A 26,422-nucleotide genomic window follows, 5' to 3' on the forward strand; every position below is an offset into this window, starting at 1 on the left:
CAAACGCATTTATATGCACGAACACATTGACATTAACCCGGAGCTGACCTTTCAAACCGCTCGTAGCGGGGGGAAAGGCGGCCAGAACGTGAATAAGGTGGAAACCATGGTGGAAGCCTACTTTAATATCGCCGCCTCGTTGTTACTTTCCGAGGCGCAGAAGGCATTATTACAGGAGAAGCTGGCCAACAAAATTACCAGCGAAGGCCTGCTGCTGGTGAAATCGCAAACCGAGAGGTCGCAACTGGGCAACAAGTACGAATCTATTAAAAAGATGAACCGGCTGATCAACCAGGCGCTTACCGTTCGCAAAAAGCGGGTGGCGACCAAACCTGGTAAAGCGGCTAAGGAGAAGAGGATACAGCTTAAAAAGCGGCTGTCGGAGAAAAAACAGAACAGGCGGGGCGATTTCTCTTAACATCAGCCCAACTATCCGTATTAATTCTATTTTTGTTCAAACTTATTTTCGTTGAGTAGTATTAAAAGACTGGCAGGGCAAACCCTCATTTACGGCGTACCTACTATCCTTGGCCGCTTTCTGAACGTATTGATCTCCTTCGGGCTTACGTACCTTTTTAATAGCACGGCCGACTTTGGGGATTACGCGCTGGTATACGCTTACGCTACTTTCCTCAACGTATTATTTACTTACGGCACCGAAACATCCTACTTCCGGTTTGCGCAGATGGACCAGTTCCGGAACGATGTATATTCCACTACCCTCAGTTCCCTGGTAGCCACTTCGGTATTATTCAGTTCGGCCATGATACTGGCCTCAGGCTGGATAGCAGACTTCATGAAGCTGAGCCTTCATCCTGAATATGTAATTTACCTCGCCTTCATCATCGGGCTGGATGCCATTGCCACCATCCCCTTCGCTAAGTTGCGAAAAGAGGGAAAACCACTGAAGTACGCGCTCATTAAGTTTTTCAACATAGTCATTACCGTTACGCTTACCTTATATTTTGTAGGACTTTGTCCCTGGTTGCAGGTCCATCACCCCGACAGTATTTTCCTGAAGATCTACAACCCGGAAATCTCTCAGGTAGGATATGCCATTTTGTCGAACCTTATTGCCAGCTTAGTTACGTTGTTAATGCTCTACAAAGAACTGGGGCAGTTCCGCCTGAAGTTCAATACCATCTTGTGGAAAGAGATGATGGTGTACTCGCTGCCGTTGGTGGTAGTGGGGCTGGCAGGTATGGTAAACGAAACCCTGGACCGTACGCTGCTGAGCAAACTGCTGCCATACGACACCGAGACCAATAAATCGATGATCGGTGTATACAGCGCCGGTTACAAGATCGCCGCGCTCATTAACATCTTCATCCAGATATTCCGCATGGGGGCCGAACCGTTCTTTTTTAACGAGGCCAATAAAAGCGACGCCCCGAAGGTATACGCCAAAGTGATGTACTTTTTTACCATCATTTGCCTGGCGGTGTTCCTGGTGGTGGTACTTTTTGCCGACACCATCTGGATACGCTACCTGGTAGACAGTCGCCGGAACCCCGAATACCTGGCCGGCCTGCCCGTAATACCACTGCTGGCGTTCGGGTATGTATGCCTCGGCATCTATTACAACCTCACCATCTGGTATAAACTGACCAATAAAACCCTGCTGGGTTCATACGTTACCGTTATCGGCGCGGTAATCACCATCGTGCTGAACGTTTGGCTGATCCCTAAAATAGGGTTTGTGGGCAGTGCCTGGGCTACCCTGGTATGTTATCTCGTAATGACCATCATTACCTACTTTATGGGCCAGCGGTATTACTTCGTGCCCTATAACGTCAAAGCCATTGGCAGCTACATCTTGCTGGCGCTGGCCATTTATGCCGCCTATTACTGGGGCACCGCGCAACTCAGCGAATTGCTGAAAGTAGCCTGCGGTGTAGCCGGGCTGGTTATTTACACCGGTATGGTGTGGATGCGGGAGCGGGCGGGGTTCATCAATCTTATTAAACGCAGGGGATAATCCCTTAAAACACAGTATCCCCGGCTGCGAACCAGCCGGGGATACTTATTTATACGCCATCCGGAACTATTTCAGGAATGGGTTGTTCTCCTTTTCGTACCCAATGGTAGTCGGTTTGCCATGGCCGGAATAAACCTTTACCTCGTCGGGCAACGTAAATAACTTAGTACGGATAGACGAAAGCAGCGTTTCATGGTCGCCACCGGGAAGATCGGTACGGCCGATACTTTGGAAAAACAGCACATCGCCGGCGATCACGAACTGGCTGGCGGCGCAGTAGAAGGATACGCTGCCGGGCGAGTGGCCAGGTGTGAACAGCACTTCCAGCTCATCGTCGCCAAAAGCTATTTTAGCCCCCTCTTCCAGGTAGGACGAGGGTTCTACCGAAGGTTCGAAGGGAATATTGTACATGGTACCCACCTGTGGCGAGCGGTCCAGCACCAGTTTATCGGCCATATGGATTTCCAGGCCTACCTGGTAGGTACGGGCAACCAGTTTGTTGCCGAAAATATGATCGATATGGCAGTGCGTATTTAGCAGGCGGGCAACCTTTAACTGCCGGTTATCGATATAATCAAGTAATTCTTTCCGCTCATTCTCAAAATAACAGCCCGGGTCTATAATGATACAGTCGTTTTTGTCGTTTATAAGCAGGTAAGTGTTTTCCTGGAAGGGATTAAACGTGAAATATTTGATTTCAATCATTGTTACCGTTTTTTAGCTAATTTTATTCCTGATACAATATTATCAATCTTTCTGTATGAACCGATTTATTACCAGGTTATTATTTTTATCCGGTATCCTATGTGGCCCGCTGATACTGAAAGCACAGACGAATACAGTAGAATTTGGACAAAACCGTGTACAGTATAAGAACTTCAAATGGCGTTACTATACAACACGCCACTTCTATACTTATTTCAGTCAGAATGGCCTGGAACTGGGTAAATATGTAGCCCAGGCTGCGGAAAAGGAATTACCGCAGCTCGAGCAGTTCATGGAGTTCAACTTCCGTCAGCGTGTAAACATCATTGTTTACAACAGCTTTGGGGAGATGAAACAATCGAACATTGGTATTGGTGTGGACTGGCAGAATACGGGCGGTGTGACCAAACTGGTTGGTAATAAACTGCTGGTATACTTCGATGGCAATCACGAGCACCTGCGCAAGCAGATAAGGCAGGGGATTGCGCGTGTGATGCTGGAAACGTTGCTTTTTGGTGAGGATATCGGCGAATTTGCCGGTAATGCGGTACTTATAGACTTCCCCAACTGGTTTACCGATGGTTTTATTGCCTATGCGGCCGAAAACTGGAACTCACAGATAGACGAAGAGCTGAAAACCACCCTGGCCTCTGGCCGTTACCGTACCTTTAACCAACTGGCATTTGAAAAACCATTGCTGGCCGGTCATGCGTTCTGGTATTATGTAGAAAGTAAATTTGGGAAAGATGCGGTGCCTTACCTGATGTATATTACCCGCATTAACCGTGGACTTAAGAAGGGTTTTGAGCAGGTGTTGAGGATGACGCCCAAGAATGCCCAGAAAGACTTCATGACCTACAATATGCGCCGTTACCAGGAAGACAACCGCCGCCGCCGGCAGGTTACCCGTGGACAAAGCATTGTAGCGCGTGAAGTGACCACCAAAGCCGACTACTTCCGCTTTGCGGCCAACCCGAAGAATAACTCTTACGCCGCTATCGAATATAAAAACGGTAAATACAAAGTGCAGGTGCAGGTGGGCATTTACAGCACACCTAAAGTGATCCTGAAAAGCGGGGTGAGGATGATGGCCAATAAAATGGACCCTAACTACCCACTGATCGCCTGGAACCAGAAAGGTAACAAGATCGCCGTAGCCTATGAGCACGAGGGTAAATCCAAACTGCTTATATACGACCTTATCAGTAAAATCCGCACCATACAAGACCTCACAATGTTCGACCGCGTGGTGGACATGAAGTTCTTCTGGGAGCATGATAACTCGTTCCTGTTCTCGGCTATCAAAAACGGGCATACGGACATTTTCACTTACAGCGCGTCCAACTTTAAGGTGGAGCAGATCACCAACGATGTGTACGACGACCTCGATCCTTCGTTCGTGGCTTTCCCCGGCAAGAGCGGTATTATCTACTCCTCTAACCGTCCTTCTCCTAAAGCCCGTACCGCAGATACCGTACTGCCGCACAACAGGTACAATGTATTCCTGATCGACAACTGGAACAAATCTTCCGAGAAACAGATATCGCAGCTTACCGATATGAAGTACGGTAATGCGCGTTTCCCGGTACAATATAATACCACCCACTTCACCTTTGTGTCTGATGCGAACGGTATTTCGAACCGTTATGCCGGTTTCTTCAGGACCGAAAGAGCGGGTGTGGACAGCCTGTTTTACGTGGGCGCCGAAATACTGACCAATCCTGATCCGGAAGAACTGGATTCTGCCCTGCAGGCTTACGGCACACCAGCACCGGATTCAGTGTTTGCGATCTCGATCACTAAGGATTCCACTTACGTATTCCCCATCACCAACTATTCGTTTGGTATACAGGAGTCCCGCGCAGCAGGCGACCAGGGGCAGGTAACTGAGCTGGTAAGGCTGGCGAATTACAAAAGACTGTATAAGTTAAAGGTGGATAGCGTGGCGTTACGTAAACGTAATGTGAATGCCCGCCCAACAAGGTTCCGCGCACAGCAGATGCGTGCGGACAGTATAGCTATGGGTATACCGCTTTACTTTGAAAGAAAAGACACCACGCCTAAAACAAACTTCTTCCAGAACGAGTTTGGCAACGAACCGGCTGACACCACGCCACAAATTGCGTCGCTGCCCGACCTGCCGATACTTACAGAACCTCCGGTGTTAAAGAGCGCCAGGCTTTCGGGTTATAAACTCAAATTCTCTACCGATTACCTGGTAGCGCAGATCGATAATTCGATCCTGATCACCCGTTATCAGCCTTATACTGGCGGCCCTCACAGCCCGATAAGGCTGTCCGACCCCGTGAACGGCCTGATCCGCGTAGGTGTTAGCGACCTGATGGAAGACTGGAAATTCAATGGTGGTTTCCGTATTCCCACTTCGCTGGACGGTAGCGAGTACTTTTTCTCGGCTTCGTACCTGAAACGCCGTTTCGACTACAAATTCACGTATTACCGTAAGGCCTACGAAGGTGGCTTATCCGATACTTCTACCGGCTTTAACTACCCGGCCAAAATAAAAACCAACCTTTACCAGGCGGATGTACGTTATCCGTTTGACCAGGCCCGCAGTCTTCGCCTGCAGGTGGGTTGGCGTACCGACCGTTTAACGGTACTGGCAAACGATGAAATGTCATTGAAACTGCCGGATGTGGAAGATAAATCTATCCTGATGCGTTTGGAATATGTGTACGACAACACCATCAATCCGGCCATCAATATCTGGAACGGTACACGTTACAAGGCATATATCGACGTTAACTCGCTGATAGATGGCGACTACTCCGCCACCTTCAACGAATATGCGGCGAAGAACAAGTTTACTTACAACATGGGCGTAGACATTCGTCACTATAAGAAACTGTTCCGCAACTTTATATGGGCAACGCGTTTCTCTGCCGATATATCGTGGGGTGGTCGTAAGATCCTGTACTACCTCGGTGGCGCGGATAATGAGTTCAGTCCGAAAATCAACAGCAATAATCCTGTAAATAACAATGCGAACTACGCGTATCAAACGCTGAGTAATAATATGCGCGGTTACCGCCAGAACGCACGTAACGGTAATAACGTCATGTTGCTCAATACCGAGCTTCGTATGCCGGTATTTACCACATTGATCGATAAACCGATTAACTCTGCGTTCCTGCGCAACTTTATGCTTACCTCGTTTATCGATTTGGGTACTGCATGGTATGAAAAGCTGAAGTTTAAAGATGCGAACTATACTTACTTCTATAGCTCCGGCGGCGATGTGATCACCAGGATTAAAGAGGGTTTCCTCGGACCGTTTGTGGGTGGTTACGGCTTTGGTGCCAGGACAACCATTGCGGGTTATTATCTGCGTGTGGATGCCGGCTGGCCTGCTATCAGGTTCTTCCAGAGCAAGCCGGTTTGGGCTTTTGGAATGGGTGTTGACTTCTAACCAATTTGGATATAGTAAAAATCCCGGAGCGTTTTATCGTTCCGGGATTTTTTTTGCGGTGTAATAAAGGATGCTCATAAATCCACCCATACAAAGGGTAAAGCCCCATGCACCGGGATATTGAGCGGGATGAAAAATGATGCCGAACATATCGCCCAGTACGTCGAGCGGGCGTGTAAATAAATCCCAACTGTTCCATCTTAAGAAACGACCGATATATACACCTGCGGCACAGGCCCAAATTACAGGAAGATTAAAACCGCGCAGTTTTGCGTCGAAGCGTTGCTGCAACAAACTTTTCACCTGCGCCATTGACAGGTAACCGACCAATACACCTGTGAACGCGAAAGAGCAGAGCAGGAACAGATCGTACCACTGCGGCACCGGGCCAAAAGGTTCCAGGTGAAAAAGATCGGTGATCATGTACGGCGCATTGGGTAAAAACAATAACCAGAGGCCGAGTATCGGTAACAGTAAGTACCAGCGCTGCACCAGCACAGTAAAACGCGCCATGGCGTTGCTCAATATGAAAGGAACATAACCCAAAAACAGGTTCCACACCATAAACGCATAAGAAGTATTGCCGGTGTAATACATACGCGCCATTACCAGCAGCAGGCAAAAAGCCGTGCCGATAAAAGCCATGTGCGTTAATGTATATTTCCGTGTAATCAACTGCGTTATTCCCGTTTGCACAACAAATAATTTCATCACAAGCATTTAAAAGGTCAGATAATTGCCATCACCTTTGGCACAAAAATAAGCAGCCCCGCTGCCACCGCCACCACAGCGGATATTAACACCGCACCTGCCGCCACGTCCTTAACAAACTTTACCCGCTCATGCCTTTCGGGGGCCAGGTGGTCCATGGCTTTTTCGATCGCTGTATTTAACATCTCCGTAATCCACACCAGCCCGGTTACGACAAGGATGACACACCATTCCACGGTCGTTAAGCCCAACCAGCATCCGGCGACGATCACGGCTGCTGTGGCAAGCGCGTGAATGCGGCCGTTCGGCTCACTCTTAAGAAAAGCGATAATTCCGCTGAAGGCGTATCCGAAACTGCGAAGCCTGTTGTAGAGGGTTTTCGAAAAAAGAGACATAAGCAAAACATTAAATACGGATAATGTTGGGGCAGTCATTTAAACAGGAACATAAAACGCCACCCGTTTTCCCCCAGCAAATAGATAAATACCAGGCCTAAGATAAGGATACCATTTGCCGCCACCGCCATATTCCACCAGTTTTTCCTGACCATGAACCGCATGGAAATGAAATGCTGGTAAAAAGTGTACTCGCAGTGCGTAAACGAAAGGATGTTAAGAACAGCCGCCATTAAGGGTGCCAATATCAGTAACAGGTTGAAACCCAGCCCGTAAGTACTAAGTCCGATTTGTTCGGCCACCGGCTCGGAAAAGTCGGCCAGGGCAGGAAAACCCATCCCATATTTCAGGATGGTCGTTAAAATGATCCAGCCCGCAGGCACCGTAAGAAAAATACCCAGCCACATTGGCCAGCGTGAGTTTGAAATCACCGTTTTCATATCAATTGTTTTTTATTAATAATGGATGTTGGGGATTAAATCCGGTTTGCGGGTTACGTACTTTGGATAAAATTGGCCTCCGGCAATGGTAACATCTGGTTAAGGCCGCGGTACATTCATGCCCTGGGACAAGCCAGAGGGCAGGTATCGTCCGGGAAATAAAGGTGGCGCCCGGGGAGACAGTCATTTCAGACAATGCATCGTTAACAGTCTGGGTGAAACGACCGTCCCCCTTCGAAAAAGGCATCCTTGTAACAAAAGTCGCAGTGATGCGGGCAGCCACGGGTTACAACAATGGAATTGGGTACGAGATAATAGGCACGTTTAATTAGGTGGCGGCGCACCTTCGGTATGCCCTCCAAAATGCGGGCGCCAGTAGGGACTTTTAGCTTCCGTGAGCGCCGGCAGGACCATCTTGATTTTCATCAGGCTTCGGTTTAAAATCAGGTGATCAATGACTAACAGAAGGTGCGGCCAGTTCGTCCCAGCGAATCCGGCGACTGAAGTACATCACAATAGCAAGGATGACGAACAGGCCGAGGCTACCCATCAGCAAAGACTGATCTTCGGAACGGATGATCACATACAGGAAGCCGTAGAGGGCCGCCAACACAGCACTAATACTGAGGGCCGTGCGATAATTCTTAAATACACTGGTCACATAAAAAGTGATCAATCCTATCGTCATCACAGATGCAATAGCATAAGCCAGCGCAAAATTCAGCTGCTCCGAAATCGCGATCAGCAGGGTATAAAACACGCACAAAGCAAGACCAATAAGCATGTACTGCAAAGGATGCACGCTTCTGCGCTGCAACAATTCGATAAAATAGAACAGCAGAAAGGTAAGCCCGATGATAAGGACAGAATACTTTACTGAACGAAGTGATTGCTGGTAAGTATCAATGGCAGGGAACAACTTCACCGAAATATCAGAAGTATTGATCTTTACGTTCGAGCCTGTCCATTGCTGGGGAAAGGCCCGGCCGGCGCTGAGTGTTTCCCAGTTGGCAACGAAACCAGAATCGGTGGCAATAGTATGCGTGTCGGGTAATACAGCACCATCAAAGCTTGGTGTATTCCAGTTAGACGTAAGTTTTACTTTAGTGTTTTTACCTACCGGTGAAAAACTGAACGTTTGGCTACCTCTCAGCCCCAGGTCTATCGCGAACATATACACGTCTTTACCCGCAACCAGTGGCACTTTCGCCTGTATACCGCTGCTAAATAACTCATCGTTTGGCAATCCCGGGTTAAACACTGTTTCTGCCCCATCCCAGTCGGCCTTTAATTCTTTATTGATACCACGGAGGTCGGTGAGGCCAATTGCCAGAAAAGCTTCGTCCAGCTTAAGTTTGCTGGCCGACAGGTTAAGCCCGTCGATAGAAAGCTGTTTAAAATATCCACCCAGTTTTATGGATGAATTGTAAACCGGTATGTTGTAAATGCCCCGCTGCCGGGTTTCCGACACCAGGTTACCATTAATCGTGAGTTGCTCGGGGAGAAAGTAGGCGTAACCACGGGCAGTACCCAGCGTGTCGCCCACTGTGTAGGGCACCACCAGCACAGGACCGGTAATGGTTTGGGCCGCCCCCCACTTGCCACTCACCTCTTTAATCGCATCCTCCTGCCGGTACGACCGTTCGCGGATCATAGACTCGGTCATGGCCATGGGAATAAGCAGTACCAATACCATAACGAGAACAATAACAGCTTTAAAAAAATAGGCGTAACGTTTTAACCAATGATCTTGCATAAAAGTTGTTTTAAAATTTCAGATGATGGTGGCCGGTTTTAACCACCGGCCACTTTTGTATATATATAGGATTTAGAATGGGCTTCGTTATGGGCATGACAATTCCCTGCGCATATCAGCACTATTTGTGTTCCGGCTAAAACGGGCATGGCAAAGCCATTCGGGCCGCTACACCCGTGTAACCGTCCGGGTTTCCCCGGGCATCAGACTTATCTACTTAAAAGCACTTTGCAATTCAAAGTGTAAGGGTAAAAAAAATTTTACTGTGAGAACTTGATCATTTGTTCCAGCGCGGTGATGTGGCCTTTAAAAGCCTTTTCGCCCGCTTTGGTGATAGAATACGTTGTATTTGTTTTACGGCCTATAAATCCTTTATGCACTTTCAGGAACCCATTTTCCTCCAGCGTGCTGAGGTGCGAGGCCAGGTTGCCATCGGTTACCTCCAGCACCTCCTTCAGGTCATTGAAGTTTACTTCCTCATTGACCATAAGGACGCTCATCACACCGAGGCGGATGCGGCTTTCGAAAATTTTATTCAGATTACCGATCGGATTCATTACTTCGCTTTATATTCTCCGGCCTTTGGATGTTCCGGCCCCACTAATTTCTATAACTTTCTCCACAATCTAAAACCTCAGGCAGCTTTTCGCTCATATTTGAGCCACATAGAAGTGCCGTATACGATGTGCAATACGCCAAAACCGATGGCCCAGAAATAAAGTCCGTACCGTACCGCAAACAGGTTAATGATTCCCAGCCCTATTTCTGCCAGCCCAAGGTAACGGATATCCGACAGGGTGTATTTGCTTGCATTTACCAGCGCCAGCCCGTAAAAAATGAGGCAGGTGGGGGTAATCAGTATAGGCGTTTCGTTATAAAGCGTTCCCAGTATGAAAGCTGCACCGGCGGCCAGTGGAATGGCAAGGTTTACCAGGACCTTGCGGGCTACCCCGTCCCATATCGCTTCGCCGTTCTTTTTAGCCCGGCGCCAGGTGAGGTAACAGCCCGCACTGATAGCCACCAACAGCACGAGCAACGCCAGCCCTACCAACCGCACTTTCAGGTGGAGAAAGGCCTCCCGGCTGTGATTGCCCAACACATCCCACTCATAATAGTAGTCGCGCAGCAATATGTACGCCAGGCAAGCGCCCACGAGGGCAGACACACCGGCGATTACGCCACTGAGCCCACTCAGGGAAATAAACCTGGTAGATCGTTCCATCATCCGTTTGATGTCTGTAAGCGTATCGAGGTGTTGTTGCTCGTTCATAAGGAAAGCACTTTGCACTACAAAGCTATTAAAAGTTTCTAATTAACAAAATATATTTTTTGATGTAAATCTGTAGTCATTTTACGGGTACGCGCGTTTAAATAGACGTAAAATATCTAATTTGCCCCCTGTATGACCGCATGGATAAGAATTATAGCTCTGATTATAGGCATTGTAAGTTTCTCAGGCCTTCAGGCTCAGCGATATAAGGTCAGTGGTGTTGTAAAAGATGCGCATTCCCAGGAAGTAATCCCATTTGCTACATTACAGTTTGTGGGGACTAACGAGGGAATGGTCACGAACGAACAGGGGTATTACCTGTTCGACTTAAACGGAATACCATCTGATTCACTGCTTGTAAGGGTGATGGGTTACCAGCGAACGGTAATGCATGTGAGCCGTACCGATACGGCACAGGAAATTAATTTTGAGATCACCCGCTCCGATGTATCGCTGAAACAGTTTGAAGTAAAAGCCAACGTGAACTTTGCCCTCCTGCTGCTGCGGCAGATCATCCGCAGGAAACCCTACAACAACTACGACAGGCTCGAAAATTATAAGTACGAAGTGTACAATAAGCTGGAACTGGACATGAAGAACCTTAACACGGTGAAACTTTCCAAAAACCGGTTTACGAAGCCGTTTGCCTTTGTGTTAAAGAATATTGACAGTACCTCAGAAAGCAAGCCTTTCCTGCCGGTGTTCCTTACAGAGTCGCTTTCGGATTACTTCTTCCAGAAAAGCCCGTTCAAAGAAAAGGAGATTATAAAGGCCAGCCGTACATCAGGGCTGGATAATGAAAGCGTGACCAAGTTCCTGGGCAGTATGTACCAGAACATTAACGTGTACGACAACTACATTCCTGTTTTCGATAAACAGTTCGTAAGCCCGATCAGCAGCAGCGGTGCCATGTTTTACAACTACCGTATTACGGATACGCAGTATGTGGCGCAGCAGCGTTACATCAAACTTAACTTTACGCCCAGGCGTAAGGGTGAGAACGTGTTTGTAGGCGAAGTATGGGTACAGGACAGCACCTATGCCGTGCAAAAAATGACCATGTCGGTTCCGGGCGATGCGAACATTAACTTCGTGCGACGTATTTCGCTGGTACAGGAGTTTAAGCCCATCAACGACAGTTCGATGTGGTTCCTGGCAAAAGATAAATTCATTGTTGACTTCTGGACGCCTAGCCCTAAACCCACGAAAACGCTGGAGTTTATCGGGCGCAAAACCACGAGTTATGAAAAGATCATCGTGAATGACACGGCCGCTACCAACATCTTCGATGAAAAGAAAAAGTACCCTGCCAACATTGTTATTGCCGACAGCGCCCGTAAACGCAGCGACGATTTCTGGCAACAGGCACGTCATGATACGTTAACGAAAAACGAAGTAGCCATATATAAAATGGTGGACACGTTGCAGAAGATGCCGCTGTTCCAGAAATACTCTAACACCATCAAGTTTATCGCCACCGGTTATAAAGCATTTGGTCCGGTTGAATGGGGCCCCTACTTCTACCTCTTTAGCAGCAACAGGCTCGAAGGTTTCCGTATGCGACTCGATTTGGGCACTACCCCACAGGTGAGCAAAAACCTTTACCTCTATGGTTACCTGGCTTACGGCTTTGGCGACCAGCGCTTCAAAGGTAAAATGACCGGGCTTTGGATACTCGACCGCGCACCGCGCACCTACATTTACGGCTCCTACACCCGCGACCTCGACAACGGTGCTACTTATTACGATGAAGTGGGTACCGATAACATCTTTTCGCTGGCTATCCGCAAGGGGGGGGTACCGCAAAAATTTATGATGATAGATGAGAAACGTATAGAGTTCTATAAAGAATATTATACAGGATTTTCGCATCACCTGTCATTCGTGCATAAAGAGTTTAAGCCATTTGCACCTTTGCCGGGTAAGGAATATTATCCAAAAGAAGGCGGAAGCGGAAGCGGCACGCCACTTACCAACTCAGAGGTAGCGCTTAAGCTGCGTTACGCATACCGTGAAGAGTTCCTCGAAGGCAATTACTACCGTTATAGCCTCGGCAGCAAATACCCCGTTGTAGAGGCTCGTTTTGCCCTTGGCATACCGGGCATCGTAAATAGCAACTACTCTTATGAGAAAGTATCACTTACCGTATCTGATTATTGGAAAGTGGGCGCGCTCGGTACGATCTATTACAACATTTTCGGTGGTAAGACTTTCGGACCGGCATTGCCTTATCCGCTGCTGGAAATACATCCGGGTAATGAAATTTACTACTATAACAAATATGCGTTTAACATGATGAACCGCTTCGAGTTCATCAGTGATCAGTATGCGGGTTTTAACCTGGAACATACGATCGGCAGCGGTGTGTTCAACTACATTCCCGGTGTACGCAAGTTAAAGTTCCGCCAGTTCTGGACGGCGAAAGGCCTGCTCGGCAAACTGTCTGAGAAAAACAAAACACTGAACCTGAACAATGGTTATCCATTCAAAACACTGGAAGGTAACCCTTACCTGGAAGTGGGTACCGGGGTGGAAAACATCCTGAAGTTCCTGCGGGTAGATTTTGTGTGGAGAGTGGCGCCTTCGCGGCAACCGGGCGAAGAATATAACCGTACTTTCGGGGTGTTCGGCAGTTTCAAATTATCATTCTAAACTAACGTCATTATCATAAGAAAAGCCTTCTCTTTCGGGAAGGCTTTTCTTATTAGCTGGTTATTGATTATTGAATGGTGGTCAGGTTTCTGCTGCCATTTGCCTGTACAAAATATTTGAAAGTCAGGTATGGAACTGGCGTTTGTAATGTAGGTGCGGCCGGATTGCCTTTGTACAAAGAAATCATTTGCAGTTTGGCATATTTACCTGCTGCAGTACGCAATACGATCGTACGATTTGCTTTCGGACTTACTATGTGAGTAGTCATGTTATAAACATACCAGCCGGTTTGACCAAAACCATCAATACCCACAGTAGCATACTTAAATGCGGTATCGGCCGGTGCGGTGGTCAGCGCGTCAAAAGCGGTATCAACGAGCGCGATTTTACCGTTGCTGGCAGTTACATTACCATTGTAAGTGCTGGTGAAAGAAATATCCCACTTTGAGCTGTCTGTTCCTGTAGCGGAAAGTGTTTGCGTGGCGAAAGTGAAATAACGGGGAGCTTTAGCGCCCTGGCCGGTAGCTGCTGCAGTATCGGCCGCAAGGTCAGTAACAGAGGTTGCTGTACGGATCACTGGTTTGTCATCGTCTTTATCGCAGGCTACAAATGTCATTACTGCTGCTGACGCCACTACTAATAAGTGCTTGTAATTAATACGCATGTTCTAATTGGTTTATGATATTTAAAAAGATAGTTTACTGTTTGACGAACTTCCAGGTGATGCCGGCGTTGTATACACGGCCTGCCAGGTTGGGAATGAATGCATCCATATGACCGGTTATATTGTCTACCGCTAACTGCACTGCCAACCGGTTATTGAGAAAGGTTTTTCCTACAGATGCGTTTAACAGTGTATAACCTTTTACAAAGCGGTCGTAATCATCGATAAACAAGTTGCCGTTAGTGTCGGAGTAACCGTACTTACCACGATAGTTGGCCCGCACGGAAGCGTTAAGTCCCCATGGTTTGTATTCGTAAAACAAACGCAGGTTACCCATATGGCGCGAGCGGTTCTCTATACCGTAGTAATCGCTTTCCCTGGATGTTCTTGTATGCCCTGAGTTATCGGTGATACTGGCATATGCGCCCTGGCCTGCTTTGATTGAATCGGTTACATCGCGGTTTTTAGCGTACAGCAACTGGTAGCCGCCGCTAAGCGTGAGGCCGCGAAGTAACTGCCAGCTGGCGTTTACCTCTACGCCCTGCATACGCGCCTTTGATACGTTCACATAGGAGTATACCTGCCAGCCATTTGTTTTTTCTGCAACGGTGATGGTGTTAATCAAATCTGTTACATCATTCCTGAACACGTTCGCTTCTATCTTCACTTTTCTTGTTGGTGTTAAAGTGAAACCTGCATTATAAGATGTAGAACGCTCCGGCGATAACGATCGGATGCGCGATGCGGCAGGTAACACGCTGACGATTTCCCCTGCGTCCTGTAGCTGCTGAAGACCTGCTCCAAATTCTTCCGTACCTAATACCGTATAACCTACCTGGGCATTGGTAAATGACAAATAAGACTGCCTGAAGTCCGGCGCCTTAAAGCCTCGGCCAACGGAAGCCTTAAAATTGATCATCTCATTCGGTGTATAACGTACGGCCAGTTTCGGACTTAACTGGTCGCCATAAATATTGTTACGATCGTAACGTAATCCACCCAGCACCCCTATTTTCTCCCCTACTTTCCAATCGCCCTGCACATATGCAAAAATGCTTTCCATGTTACGCTTCTCTGTATAACGCGTAGCCTCCAGTGATTCGAGCGTACCACCCACACCGCCGGTAAACATCAGGGATGTATAAAGCTGTTTGTTGTATTGCAACTCGAGGCGGTTCATGTATTGCGTGAAGAAATTATCTTCCAGCGCAACGCCTGTACCCTTGTTGCTTATTTCTTCGTTGGTGCCGTAACGGGTCAGATAATACTGTGTTTTTAGCTGAGAACTGTCGCGCAGCCGGTTTTCGAGCGTGGCCATAATGTTCAGGTCTTTCTCACTGGTTTTATCACTGGTGGTAATACCTTGTGTATACCCGTAATCGTTGGACTGTTGCAAATGTGCCCAGCGTGCGGAGAAGTTAAGCCTGTTCCGGCTATTGAGTAAGTAACCGGCCCTGGCCTGTAATGTATAGCTGTTGTAAGGAAGAACGGTGTTAGCCTGCTGCGCGTCCGGATTGGCGTTAAAACCATCGGTGCGGTAGTAGTTGCCGGAAAGGGAAATGTGGCCTTTGTTATGATTGAAGGGAAGACCTCCTTCTAATGTAGCATCGAGCGTATTATAAGTGCCATAACGTAATCCGGCGCTATAACTGGTGCTGCTTAAAGGTTTGCGGGTGATGATATTAACCACCCCGGCCAGCGCATCGCTGCCGTACAGGCAGGAACTCGCACCTTTGATAATTTCAATTCGTTCAATATCTGCTACTGTAATACGGGAGAGATCAAGTTTACCGGAAGTGCGGCCAATAAGCGGCTGCCCGTCGATCATGATCATGGTGTAGGCGGGATCGAAACCCTGTAACTGCAAACCGCTGCCATGACCGGCACCACTCGCGTCTGCCACCAATGCAAGCCCTGTTTGTTCGCGCAACACTTCATCCAGCCGGCGACTGCCCATCTGATCAATTATTTTGCGGGAGATAACAGTTACAGGTACCGGCACCTTACTGCTAAGGTTATCGGTACGCGTAGCGGTTACCACCACTTCCTCCAGGTCGTGTGGTTGCTGCGTCGTGTCTTTTTGTGCAGATAATGATGAAAATGCCGCGCACAACAAAATTGTAATAAAATATCTATTCAGGCACATGATCGGTTCTGTGAGTGGTCTTAATACTGTATACACATAGGATACACAACCATAGTATGGTCAGGTGTATGCTGCAACGAATAATTACAATGCGGGCGGAGTAATGACAAAATTAGATGTTCCAACAGCAATCCACGTTGCGGATTGGGAAAATGATTTACGCAATCCGGAAAACTAATCAAGAAACCTTCTTTACAGATCACGGAATGATGACTGTCTTTTCTGAATAAATAAGGGCTGACCAACAAACGGTCAGCCCTCCGGAAAAAAACTATTTCTAAAACGGGTTTTCAATTACAGTTTTGCAGCCAGTTCTCTCCAGTTTTGCAGCTCTGGCTGACCAGGCTTACGTTTACCAAAGAACTGAATGATCATGTCACCTGCAGCATCAAATACTTCAAGGGAAGTTACCACCCCATCAACAGAAGGTTTTTCAACGATCCAGCTCTGTGCGATGTCGCCCATTTTCAGGTGAATGTTCAGGTCTGGGTCCATTACGTTGATCCATCCTGGAATTTCGAGTATTTTATTTACCGGGCCGGTATGTATTTCGATGTTGCCGTGGTTACCAACAAAGATCATGATTTCGAGTCCGGATGCGGAGGCCTGTTCGAGCAACTGTTTTGCGGCTTCATTGGAGGTTTTACGGGCGAAGCGGCCTTCGGCTATTTCCAATGCCTGCGTACGGGAAACGCGATGTTTCATGATCAGGGGGAAAAAGTCGTGCGTATCTTTTAATCCCGACCACTCTTCGAGGAATGCAGCAGTATCAACTGTTTCTGCATATGTCATTTTCTTTGGCGGTGCAGCTTCGGGAATCGTTGTATCCTGTTCAGCGGCGGTAAAGTCATTTACCAGTTGCTGCCATGCCGCGTGGTTAGTAGCATCTGTAGGATAAAATTTAATAACAGCTACGCCCTGCCCATCAAACACCTGGATAGAAGTTTTGAAACCGGCAGTTTCATCATCATTTACCGCAAAGCCGTGTACCCATTTATTCAGGAACATACGCAGGTCAATATCTGCACCCAGTACCAGGCCTACATGCGGATTGTCGACATCTACTTTTTCGAAGATACCTTTCCTTTCAATTACGCAGCTCTCGTTACGGGTAAGCACCATTACCTTCCCCACTTCCTGCATACGTTTGGTGATAGCGCGGAAGTCGGGCTGCAGGCGGGTTACACAAGTACCGGCAAATGCTGCTACCAATGCACCTTCGCTGGTACCAATCTGTTGTGCAGCATCGCGGATACGCACTTTAGGATTTTCTGCTTTAAAGCTGATCCATTTGTCTTTAAGAGAAGAAGCGATCATGGTGGTCATTTTAAAAAGATTTTATTGCCTGAGCGGCAGTGGGTAAATGAATCGGGTGTTGACCGGCTGCTGTTACCACTAAAGGATAACTAACCCCGGGATGATCGAGTACATGAACGGCAATGCCGAAGCAGGCCTCGATGTTTACGGGCGTAAATACCTGGCGCACGCCGCCTTCGGAAAATACACGCCCGTGTTTGAGCAACCATACGCGTTGCGCGTAAGCTGCGGTTAATTGAAAATCGTGCAGCACTGCTACAACCAGTACGCCCTGCTGCGCCAGTTGTGTAGCGAGTTGCAGTGATAATTGCTGATGCAGAATATCCATACCGGTAACCGGCTCGTCGAGCAACAGTATCTTTTTACCGGCATAATCCATACCATTTATATCAGGCACTTCCAGCACCTGTGCCAGTACACGCGCCATTTGCACACGCTGTTTCTGGCCACCGGAAAGTGTTAGAAAAGAGCGATCACGAAGATCAAATACCTGTAGCTGCTTCATAGCATACTGCACCATTTCTTTATCGTTAGCGTGGGTGCCGGTGTATACAAAGCGGCCCATCATCACTACTTCTTCCACCGTAAACGGCAGGTGCAGCGAAAGTTGTTGCGACAGTACCGCCCGTTGCTGCGCCTGTTCTTTGATGGAAGTGTTACGTAAATCTTTGCCCGCCATGGCTATTCGTCCCTTATAACCAGGATATTCGCCGGCAAGCGCACGGAGTAAAGTTGATTTACCTTCTCCGTTCGCGCCCATCAACACACACAACTCACCCGTACCGGCCGTTAAGTCCAGGTTATGAAGAATGGGCCTGCCGCCCAGTTCTACGGTGAGCTTCTCTACTTCCAGCATCATATGGCGAGCGATTTCTTTTCTTTTAATATCAACCAGATGAAAAACGGTGTACCAATAATGGCAGTTACAATGCCTACCGGAATTTCAGCCGGTGCCGCAATGGTGCGGCATAGTAAGTCGGATACAGTAAGCAGTACTGCACCCAGCAAAGCCGAGCAGGGAATAAGAATACGATTATCGGGGCCGGTAATTTGCCGCACAATATGCGGAACTACCAATCCTACGAAACCAATTACGCCCGCTACTGCCACTCCTGCCGCAACCGCCATGGTCGCAAAAATGATCAACTGTGTTTTTAAACGGCCTACTTTCACCCCGCTGTGCATGGCCTCCCGTTCACCCAGCGCATATACATTCAATGCCTGTGCTATGCGGGGCAACAGGATCAATGGAATTAACACGAACGGCAATACCGCCAAAACTGTTTGCCAGCTGGCCCCGCCAAGACTCCCCATCAACCAGAAAACAATACTCCGCAGTTGTTCGTTGGTTGAAATGTAAGTCATAAGCCCGGTGATGGCATTACACAACGCGTTAATAGCAATACCTGCGAGTAACATGGTAGACATTACTGCCTGACCATTGCGTAACGAAATACGGAACACCAGTAATACTGCTATGATCGCGCCACCGAACGTAACGATGTTCATTACGTAAAACTGCAGCAGGTGATTATCCGTTAAAAATGGGAAAGAGGACTGCAGTACAATGAGCATAACCGCTGTGAGGGAGGCTCCGGAACTTACGCCTATCAAACCAGGATCGGCCAGAGGATTGCGAAAGAGGCCTTGTAAGGCGGCGCCCGCAATAGCCAGACCAGCACCTATGATTACACCCAGTACTACTCTTGGCAAACGTATCATCCATAACACTGCGGCTGTGCCTTCGTTATATTCAACCGGCAAATGAATGCCGATCTTCGATAACAAGATGGCTACCACCTGTGCAGGTGAAATAGACATAGCACCTATACCAGTGCTGAGTATAATGGCTAACAGCAGCAATGCACTAAAAAAGGCAACGGCGCTGAAGCGTTTTAATCCTGTATTCATCATTTGCTTATCTCCTCACTATCCTTCTATCTTCTGCGAAAGCTCGCGGATGGCCTGTATTACTCTCGGACCAAAGCCCGTGAGCAGTTGACCGTCCATTACAATTACTTTCTTTTCTTTACCTGCAGTGGTTTGTGAAACGCCCTGCACCTTCAGTAAACCATTAACGCCGCCCATGCTTTCGAGGCCGGTGTCGAACATTAATATCACATCCGGATTAGCGGTTACCAATGCTTCTGCGGTAAGTGGTTTGAAGTCTTTAAAATCACCGGCGGCATTTTTAGCGCCTGCCAGCACAATCATTTTATCCAGCGCGGTTTCTTTACCAGCTACCATCATGGTACCTGCGCCACGTGCGTAGATAAATAATACTTTCTTCTGACGGGTAGCTGTTTTAAGACTTTGCTTTTCTGTTTCCAGCTGTTTACAAAGTGCTGCGCCTTTAGCCGCAACGCCCATAGCGGCTGCCACCTGGTTAATAAGCGCACAGGTACCTTCTACCGAATACTCCTGCGACACTACTACGGTTTTAACACCCACGGCTTTAAACTGTTCTAATACTGCAGGCGAGATGTAGTTGGAAGTAGTGATTACCAGGTCGGGCTGCAATGCCAGTACCGGTTCGGCCGTAATATTACGGTTATGGCCCACTTTGGCTACTTTTTGCATGGATGCGGGGTAAGTACTTGTTACGTCCACACCCACTATTTGTTTCTCAAACCCAAGTGCAACAAGCACCTCGGTAATTGTACCGTTAAGAGAAACGATGCGTTTGTACGATTGCGCAGTGGCCGTATTCACGGCAAATAAAACGCAGGCCAGGAGCGTCGCGGAAAACATCCGCCATGAAGCTTTCATCCGAGTATGATTTATTAGTTAATACAATGCTGCTCAAAGTGATAAAAAAGATGATCGGCCCTGCCTAGAATCGGGCCAACCACCGGCTCACCGGAACAATTACTCCGCCATGCCCCGGCAAGTTATCTTTGAACAATAAGTTCCCCTCCCGGCTTATAAAACCGGCAAGACACACGAATATTGAGTTATAAAGTCGAGTTGGTAAAACGGTTCAACTGATAACGGCGGAAGCTACCAGGCTAACGTTGGTTTTAATTCTAAAAGTTGTGCGGAGTAATTGAGTAGGACAAAACTAAGTCATAAAATTGTAACCGAATAATCAAATCGGGAAAATTTTGACAATTAATTTACGCAAGCGGGAAGAATGAGGCTACTCGGTGACTTTAATCTCTTTGCCATCTTTCCTGATTTTCACTGAAACCTGGCGCCCCTGATCTGTGATGGGAATCGAAAAATAAAAGGGAATAACTACATAATCGCCCTCTGAGCGTATTGGTCCGGGGCTGAACAGCACACCGAACGACTGTAAATCCCTGTTTAGGGAAAGATGACTGGCAATCATTTCTTTATTAATAAGCGTATCGATCACGATGGTACTGTCACTGCGCAACAACGAAACGCTGCTTTCAAAAGGAAATGCTCTTAGCGTATCTACATCGGCCCAATCGTAAAAATCACCTTTAATAATGAATGGCGCATCCCTGCGGGCGTGGTGTTGCAGGTTTACCAAAAGCGTATCGCCGGAAACAATGATGGTATTATTAATAATGCGGTTTAATCTGATCTGCAACTGAAACTTAGCCAGCTCCTCCGCCCATACAGGCCCCCCGGCGGAACCTCCCCTAGCACTATCACTTCCCAGGCGGGGGACTTTAGCCCGGTTACATGCCAACAGCACTAACACGACCAGGCAAGAAGACAGTATATATTTCATATTTAGCTTTAAAAGTCCAGTTCTGCAAATACAGGAATATGATCAGAAATACTCCGGGCATCCCCGAATATAACAAAGTCCCGATAAAAATGAATGACGCCTGAACGGATGAGCCTGAGCCCTTTACCGGGAATAAATATATTATCGAACTCGGACGCCAGGCAGTTGCCTGCTTTACAAGTTTTCTTCAACGATGTTTTTTGCTGATGTAATACTGCCGTATAACCCATCTTTTTAAGCGGATTAAAAACGCTGTGTGTTGCCGGTAAATTAAAATCACCACAAAAAACCAATGGATGCGGTGCCTTAAGCGCGGACACATAACGGAGGTACTTTACTTCTCTTTCCGGCTGCATTTTTTTAGTGATAGCATGAAACCCTGCCAGTGTGAAAAGCTTATCGCCATAACGCAGATCTATATAATAAGGCTCGCGGTCTATTTGCTGATGATACTCTTTTTCGAGCCGCGCTGCGCCCACTTTCGTAAGACGTTTTGTTTTCCAGAGAAAAGCATACCGTTCTTTTTTATAGGCAGAGCTGCTGGTAGGTTCACTTATCACATAATCCCAACGCTCGCCACTGCGATTCAGTTGCTGTGCAAGTTTCGCAACGGCCTGCGCGCCGCCCGCACCTGCAACCACTTCCTGTAAGGCAATCACATCGCAGTGTTTGATCGTATTTGCGATATATAAAAGCTGCTTATCGGTTTTTGTTTTTCCAAAGTCGCGCAGGTTCCAGGTACAAACGAGTACGGTGGCCCAAAGCGGCAGGTTTATCAATAATAAAAAACAGGAAATGAACAGGCTGCGAAAAAAATTTCTTTTTACAAAATGCAATCTCTTATAAGTTGTGTGCTTTAAATAATGAACATGCTATTAACGTATAGTCGTCCCTTTTTTGTATAAACAGATAATATGGCTATATCATCAATAATTACTTACGCAGCGCTTACAGAAGTCCGATATATAAAAACAAAAAGGCCTGATGCACAAGTCAGCAGGCCTTTCTTTATCTTATCGTAATTACTTATTTCAACAATTCGCTCAGTTTCGCTTCCAGGGCTTCGCCGCGTAAGTTGGCCGCTACTATTTTACCAGAAGGATCAACCAGGATGTTGGTAGGAATACCGGAGATGTTGTACAGAGGCACTACAGCCGATTCCCAGAATTTCAGATCACTCACGTGCGACCAGTTTAAACCGTCGGCAGCAATGGCTTTCATCCACTGATCTTTTGTTTTGTCGAGCGATACACCGAGGATGGTGAAGTTTTTATTTTTATAAGCATTGTATGCTTTTACCACGTTCGGGTTTTCCTGCCTGCAGGGGCCGCACCAGCTTGCCCAGAAATCTACCAGCAGGTATTTGCCACGGAAAGAGCTAAGGCTTACCATTTTACCATTAGGATCGGCCAGGGTGAAATCGGGAGCGGTTTGACCGATCATTTTTTCAGGGCCGTCCGGCGCCTGCTGCTGATCTGCCTGTTGCGGTTTCAGTTCTGCTTCAACACTGGTAAGTACCGATTTAACGAACGCATTCTGCGGGAAACGCTTTGTCAGTTTTTCCAGTTCGCCTTTATAAGCGAGCATTTCCTGTTCAGACTGAGGAGGCAGCAGGGTGAGCGCGAAAACAGCAGTGGCAGGGTTCTTTGTTTTCTCTACTACGCTGGTAACATCCGTTTTCAGTTGTTCTATTTCTTTCTGGAAACGAACGCCTTCTACGTTTAAAAGACTGTCGCTGCCTTTCGACTGCTGAAGGCTGTCTAACACCATACGCAGCCGCGAAAGTGTGATGCTTTTTTCGTTGTATTTATTCAGCAGATCACGGATTTCGGCAGAACCGTCGGAACCTTTGATCGCTATTTTTTCCAGGGCATTGTAATCACCGTCGATCGCAATATCACCTGCATCAAGTGCGAGCAGGATGAACTTACCATCGGAGAAGCGAATGCGATAAAGCCCCTGGTTGTTTACCAGTCCCTTAAAACTAAAAGTGCCCTGTGCTTCTGTCACTTTAGACGAATCCACAATTTTAGGATACTCTGTAGTCAGTTCTTCCAGAATAACTTTATCCAGTGGCGCATTGGCCAGTTTCACATCTATTTTAAAATCCCCTTTCTCGTCCTGCTGGTTGCAACCAACGGCTAAAAGGGCTGCAACGCCTGCCAGTAATGCTATTTTTTTCATGTCGGGTCTTTAATTATTGATAAGAGTATCGTTCAAAAATAGGGCTTAATTACGAAACAGAAAGGCAGCGGTTAACGCGCCAGTTTTTCAGCCAGCAACTGGTTCGTAAGTTTAGGATCGGCCTTGCCCTGGGAAAGTTTCATCACTTCGCCCACAAACAATCCCATCAAACCTTTTTTACCAGCTTTAAACTCCGCTACCTTTTCAGGATATTTTGCCAGCACCTCGTCGATAATGGGGGCGATGTTACCGGCATTGTTATCCTGCACAAGATTAAGTGCAGTAGCAATATCCAGCGGTGCTTTGTCCGGTGTGTTGATCAGTTCGGGCAAAATACGCGAAGAGGCAATGGAGAAATTCACCTTACCATCGGCCACCAGTGCAATGAGTGCAGCCAGTACCGGTGGTTGTAATGGGAATTGCCCGATACCCAGGCTATGTTCGTTCAGGTAAGATTTAACAGGGCCGAGCATCCAGTTGGCCGCAGCTTTGTAATGTGGTGTAGCGGCGGTAAGCGCTTCGAAATACTGCACCGTTTCGCGGTCGTCGCAAATTACACGGGCATCGTATTCGGTAAGGCCCAACTGCTGCATGTATTTTTCCACCAACTGTTCCGGCAATGGCGGTAAGGCAGCACGAATGCCGTCGATAAAGGCATCGGTGAAGTTAAACGGCGCCAGGTCGGGCTCGGGAAAGTAACGGTAATCGTTGGCTTCTTCTTTAGAGCGCAGCGGGAAGGAACTACCGTTAGAAGCGTCGAAACTGCGGGTTTCCTGCATAATGCGTTCTCCCCTTTCGGTCATTTCTATCTGGCGTTTCACTTCGTTCTCTATTGCACGTTTTACGTTGCGCACAGAGTTCATATTTTTCACCTCCACCTTGGTACCCAGGTGAGTTTCGCCTTTCAGGCGGATGGATACGTTCGCATCGCAGCGCATACTGCCCTCTTCCATGTTACCGTCGCACACTTCGAGGAAACGTACGAGGCGGCGTAAAATGGTGAGATAAGCGTATGCTTCGTCGGCCGTATGCAAATCTGGCTCCGTTACGATTTCCACCAGCGGCACCCCCGCACGGTTGTAGTCGATCAGTGAATTGTCCGGGTCCTGGTCGTGTATAGATTTACCGGCATCTTCCTCCAGGTGGATACGGTTCAACTGGATATCGCGTTCGCCGACTTCGGTGCTGATGCGAACGTGGCCGCCCTTACAAATAGGGGCGGTGTGTTGCGATACCTGGTAACCTTTGGGAAGATCGGGGTAGAAGTAGTTTTTACGGGCGAAGAAGTTTTCCTTTTCAATTTCACAATGGCAGGCCAGCCCCAGGCGGATAGCGTATTCCACCGCCTTTTTATTCAGGAAAGGCAGGGTGCCGGGGTGGGCCAGGGTAATGGGACTGATATTGGTATTGGGCGCACTGCCAAAAGCCGCGCTATCGTTACAAAAGAGTTTACTTTCTGTTTGCAGTTGTGCATGCACCTCCAGCCCTATTACGGCCTCATACTTATTATAGTCGATATTTACGCTCATGATATTTGTGTCCGGACGATTCGTACAAAGATATTCAAACTGAGATAAAGCAGGGAATTTTGACGAAATTAGACGGAGGATAGGAAACGTGGGGCCAGGAGCGACTTACAGACCATAAAAGTAAACCGATGGATGATATTAAAACCCTTTATGGCAGGCAGCGCAGCTATTTCGAAGCCGGTAATACCCGCCCTTACGAATTTCGCCGCCAGCAGTTGCAAAAACTGAAAGCCGCCATAAAAACCTACGAGCCCAGGATATTGCAGGCCCTGCACACCGACCTGAAAAAGCATCCGCTGGAAGCATTCAGCAGCGAAGTAGGTTTGTTGTTTATGGAAATAAGCCACACCCTCTCGCAACTCCGCAGATGGATGCGCGCAAAACGGGGAGGCGCATCGCTGGTACAGTTCCCCTCGTCCAGCAAAGTGGTAAAGGAGCCGTTAGGATTGGCACTTATCATTGCACCCTGGAATTATCCTTTTCAACTCGTGATGGCCCCACTGGTGGCCGCCATAGCTGCAGGTAACTGCGCCATGCTAAAACCATCGGAACTGGCACCCGCCACAGCCGCAGTGATAGAAAATCTTATACGCGAAACCTTTGACTCCGCCTACGTTGCCGTATTATCCGGCGAAGGGCAAACTGTAATACCGGCCGCCATGCAGCACCGGTTCGACCACGTGCTCTTTACCGGCAGTACGGCTGTAGGTAAAAAGATAATGGAGATGGCCGCCCCGCACCTGACACCTGTTACGCTGGAACTGGGCGGCAAATCGCCCTGTATCGTAGACGAAACAGCGAACCTGGAAGTAGCCGTTAAACGCATTGCCTGGGGCAAGTTCTGGAATGCCGGGCAAACCTGTATTGCACCAGATTACATCCTCGTAAAAGAAGAAATAAAAGATAAACTGGTTGACGGACTGCAACGCGCCATTACCCAGTTCTTTGGCCCGGAGCCCGGGAAAAGCGACGATTATCCGCGCATCATTAACCTCAAACGGTTCGATACCATCATTACTTATCTAAAGGAAGGTACTGTGCTGAGTGGCGGACAGTTTAACCGCGACGAGCGTTACATCGCCCCTACTTTGTTAACCAATGTACCACTTACCGCAAAGGTGATGCAGGAGGAGATATTCGGGCCGGTGTTGCCCATCCTTACTTATAAAAATGTAGAAGAGGCAAAGGCCATTATCAGCAAAAATCCTTATCCCCTCTCCCTTTATATTTTTACGAATAACAGCGTTACAGAAAAATCTTTTACAACCGATATCGCATTTGGTGGCGGCTGCATCAACAACACCCTTATTCATTTCGCCAATATGGATACACCCTTTGGTGGCGTGGGTTACAGCGGCATGGGCCGATACCATGGTAAATACGGTTTCGATACTTTTTCGCACCACAAAACTATTGTAAAAAGCGGCACCTGGCTGGATGTAGCGATGAAGTACGCACCGTTCGGCAACAAACTGAAAATGGCGAAGTGGTTCATGAAATAAAAAACGGCCTGCAAAAGCAGGCCGTCTGTTTGTTTCGCTAACA

Annotated in this window: 21 protein-coding genes and 1 pseudogene; 5 read left to right on the forward strand and 17 right to left on the reverse strand. The window is 47.7% G+C overall.

Annotated features, from left to right (window positions below):
• Positions 1–25: 25 nt before the first annotated feature.
• Positions 26–418, forward strand: a pseudogene (arfB, locus tag QZT80_RS25375) (alternative ribosome rescue aminoacyl-tRNA hydrolase ArfB); the annotation flags it as partial.
• 51 nt (positions 419–469) lie between these two features.
• Positions 470–1,978, forward strand: a complete 1,509-nt coding sequence (locus QZT80_RS25380; RefSeq protein ID WP_295128972.1) for a polysaccharide biosynthesis C-terminal domain-containing protein — start codon at positions 470–472, stop codon at positions 1,976–1,978.
• A 66-nt stretch (positions 1,979–2,044) separates the two neighbouring features.
• Here QZT80_RS25380 and QZT80_RS25385 read toward each other — a convergent pair whose 3' ends face one another.
• Complete coding sequence (locus QZT80_RS25385; RefSeq protein ID WP_295128974.1) at positions 2,045–2,683, reverse strand: MBL fold metallo-hydrolase; 639 nt, start codon at positions 2,681–2,683, stop codon at positions 2,045–2,047.
• A 55-nt stretch (positions 2,684–2,738) separates the two neighbouring features.
• On the opposite strand from QZT80_RS25385, the gene QZT80_RS25390 reads away from it, so the two are divergent.
• Entirely contained in the window at positions 2,739–6,110 is a 3,372-nt protein-coding gene (locus tag QZT80_RS25390; RefSeq protein ID WP_295128975.1) for a hypothetical protein, read from the forward strand.
• A 33-nt stretch (positions 6,111–6,143) separates the two neighbouring features.
• Here QZT80_RS25390 and QZT80_RS25395 read toward each other — a convergent pair whose 3' ends face one another.
• From QZT80_RS25395 to QZT80_RS25420, 6 genes are all read right to left on the reverse strand, one after another.
• Entirely contained in the window at positions 6,144–6,821 is a 678-nt protein-coding gene (locus QZT80_RS25395; protein WP_295128976.1) for a DUF1361 domain-containing protein, read from the reverse strand.
• Between the two features lie 17 nt (positions 6,822–6,838).
• Positions 6,839–7,216: a diacylglycerol kinase gene (locus QZT80_RS25400; protein WP_295128977.1), complete on the reverse strand. Its 378-nt coding sequence runs from the start codon at positions 7,214–7,216 to the stop codon at positions 6,839–6,841.
• 35 nt (positions 7,217–7,251) lie between these two features.
• Entirely contained in the window at positions 7,252–7,656 is a 405-nt protein-coding gene (locus QZT80_RS25405) for a hypothetical protein (RefSeq protein ID WP_295128978.1), read from the reverse strand.
• Positions 7,657–8,107: 451 nt separating this feature from the next.
• The gene (gene creD / locus QZT80_RS25410) at positions 8,108–9,412 is read right to left on the reverse strand and encodes a cell envelope integrity protein CreD (RefSeq protein WP_295128980.1); all 1,305 of its coding nucleotides are present in this window, start codon (positions 9,410–9,412) and stop codon (positions 8,108–8,110) included.
• 260 nt (positions 9,413–9,672) lie between these two features.
• Complete coding sequence (locus QZT80_RS25415; RefSeq protein ID WP_295128981.1) at positions 9,673–9,969, reverse strand: transcriptional regulator; 297 nt, start codon at positions 9,967–9,969, stop codon at positions 9,673–9,675.
• Between the two features lie 77 nt (positions 9,970–10,046).
• Positions 10,047–10,682, reverse strand: a complete 636-nt coding sequence (locus QZT80_RS25420) for a hypothetical protein (RefSeq protein WP_295128982.1) — start codon at positions 10,680–10,682, stop codon at positions 10,047–10,049.
• 132 nt (positions 10,683–10,814) lie between these two features.
• Between QZT80_RS25420 and QZT80_RS25425 the strand changes: the two genes are divergently transcribed.
• Entirely contained in the window at positions 10,815–13,334 is a 2,520-nt protein-coding gene (locus tag QZT80_RS25425) for a DUF5686 family protein (protein WP_295128983.1), read from the forward strand.
• A gap of 67 nt (positions 13,335–13,401) precedes the next feature.
• Here the strand turns inward: QZT80_RS25425 and QZT80_RS25430 are convergent, their stop codons facing one another.
• From QZT80_RS25430 to gatB, 10 genes are all read right to left on the reverse strand, one after another.
• Complete coding sequence (locus QZT80_RS25430; protein ID WP_295128984.1) at positions 13,402–13,998, reverse strand: HmuY family protein; 597 nt, start codon at positions 13,996–13,998, stop codon at positions 13,402–13,404.
• A gap of 34 nt (positions 13,999–14,032) precedes the next feature.
• Positions 14,033–16,111, reverse strand: coding sequence for a TonB-dependent receptor (locus tag QZT80_RS25435; protein WP_295128986.1), 2,079 nt, complete (start codon positions 16,109–16,111; stop codon positions 14,033–14,035).
• Between the two features lie 327 nt (positions 16,112–16,438).
• Positions 16,439–17,470 carry a ChuX/HutX family heme-like substrate-binding protein gene (locus tag QZT80_RS25440; protein ID WP_295128987.1) on the reverse strand — a complete coding sequence of 344 codons (1,032 nt, stop codon included), beginning with the start codon at positions 17,468–17,470 and terminating at the stop codon, positions 16,439–16,441.
• A gap of 1 nt (position 17,471) precedes the next feature.
• Positions 17,472–18,320, reverse strand: coding sequence for a heme ABC transporter ATP-binding protein (locus tag QZT80_RS25445; RefSeq protein WP_295128988.1), 849 nt, complete (start codon positions 18,318–18,320; stop codon positions 17,472–17,474).
• Positions 18,317–19,375 (reverse strand): iron ABC transporter permease, encoded by a 1,059-nt coding sequence (locus QZT80_RS25450; protein WP_295128989.1) that lies wholly within the window; start codon positions 19,373–19,375, stop codon positions 18,317–18,319. Before QZT80_RS25450 ends, QZT80_RS25445 begins: the two co-directional genes overlap by 4 nt.
• Positions 19,376–19,390: 15 nt before the next feature.
• Positions 19,391–20,230 (reverse strand): hemin ABC transporter substrate-binding protein, encoded by an 840-nt coding sequence (locus tag QZT80_RS25455; RefSeq protein ID WP_295128990.1) that lies wholly within the window; start codon positions 20,228–20,230, stop codon positions 19,391–19,393.
• Positions 20,231–20,600: 370 nt separating this feature from the next.
• Complete coding sequence (locus QZT80_RS25460; protein ID WP_295128992.1) at positions 20,601–21,164, reverse strand: hypothetical protein; 564 nt, start codon at positions 21,162–21,164, stop codon at positions 20,601–20,603.
• Positions 21,165–21,172: 8 nt separating this feature from the next.
• A complete protein-coding gene (locus QZT80_RS25465) occupies positions 21,173–21,943 on the reverse strand; it encodes an endonuclease/exonuclease/phosphatase family protein (RefSeq protein ID WP_295128993.1) in 771 nt (256 codons plus the stop codon).
• A gap of 247 nt (positions 21,944–22,190) precedes the next feature.
• Positions 22,191–23,348 (reverse strand): TlpA disulfide reductase family protein, encoded by a 1,158-nt coding sequence (locus QZT80_RS25470; protein WP_295128994.1) that lies wholly within the window; start codon positions 23,346–23,348, stop codon positions 22,191–22,193.
• A 71-nt stretch (positions 23,349–23,419) separates the two neighbouring features.
• Positions 23,420–24,877 (reverse strand): Asp-tRNA(Asn)/Glu-tRNA(Gln) amidotransferase subunit GatB, encoded by a 1,458-nt coding sequence (gene gatB, locus QZT80_RS25475; RefSeq protein WP_295128995.1) that lies wholly within the window; start codon positions 24,875–24,877, stop codon positions 23,420–23,422.
• A gap of 128 nt (positions 24,878–25,005) precedes the next feature.
• Here gatB and QZT80_RS25480 point away from each other — a divergent pair, with 128 nt between their 5' ends.
• Positions 25,006–26,379 (forward strand): aldehyde dehydrogenase, encoded by a 1,374-nt coding sequence (locus tag QZT80_RS25480; protein WP_295128996.1) that lies wholly within the window; start codon positions 25,006–25,008, stop codon positions 26,377–26,379.
• Positions 26,380–26,422 lie beyond the last annotated feature (43 nt).

Source organism: uncultured Chitinophaga sp., assembly GCF_902168175.1.
Classification (GTDB): domain Bacteria; phylum Bacteroidota; class Bacteroidia; order Chitinophagales; family Chitinophagaceae; genus Chitinophaga.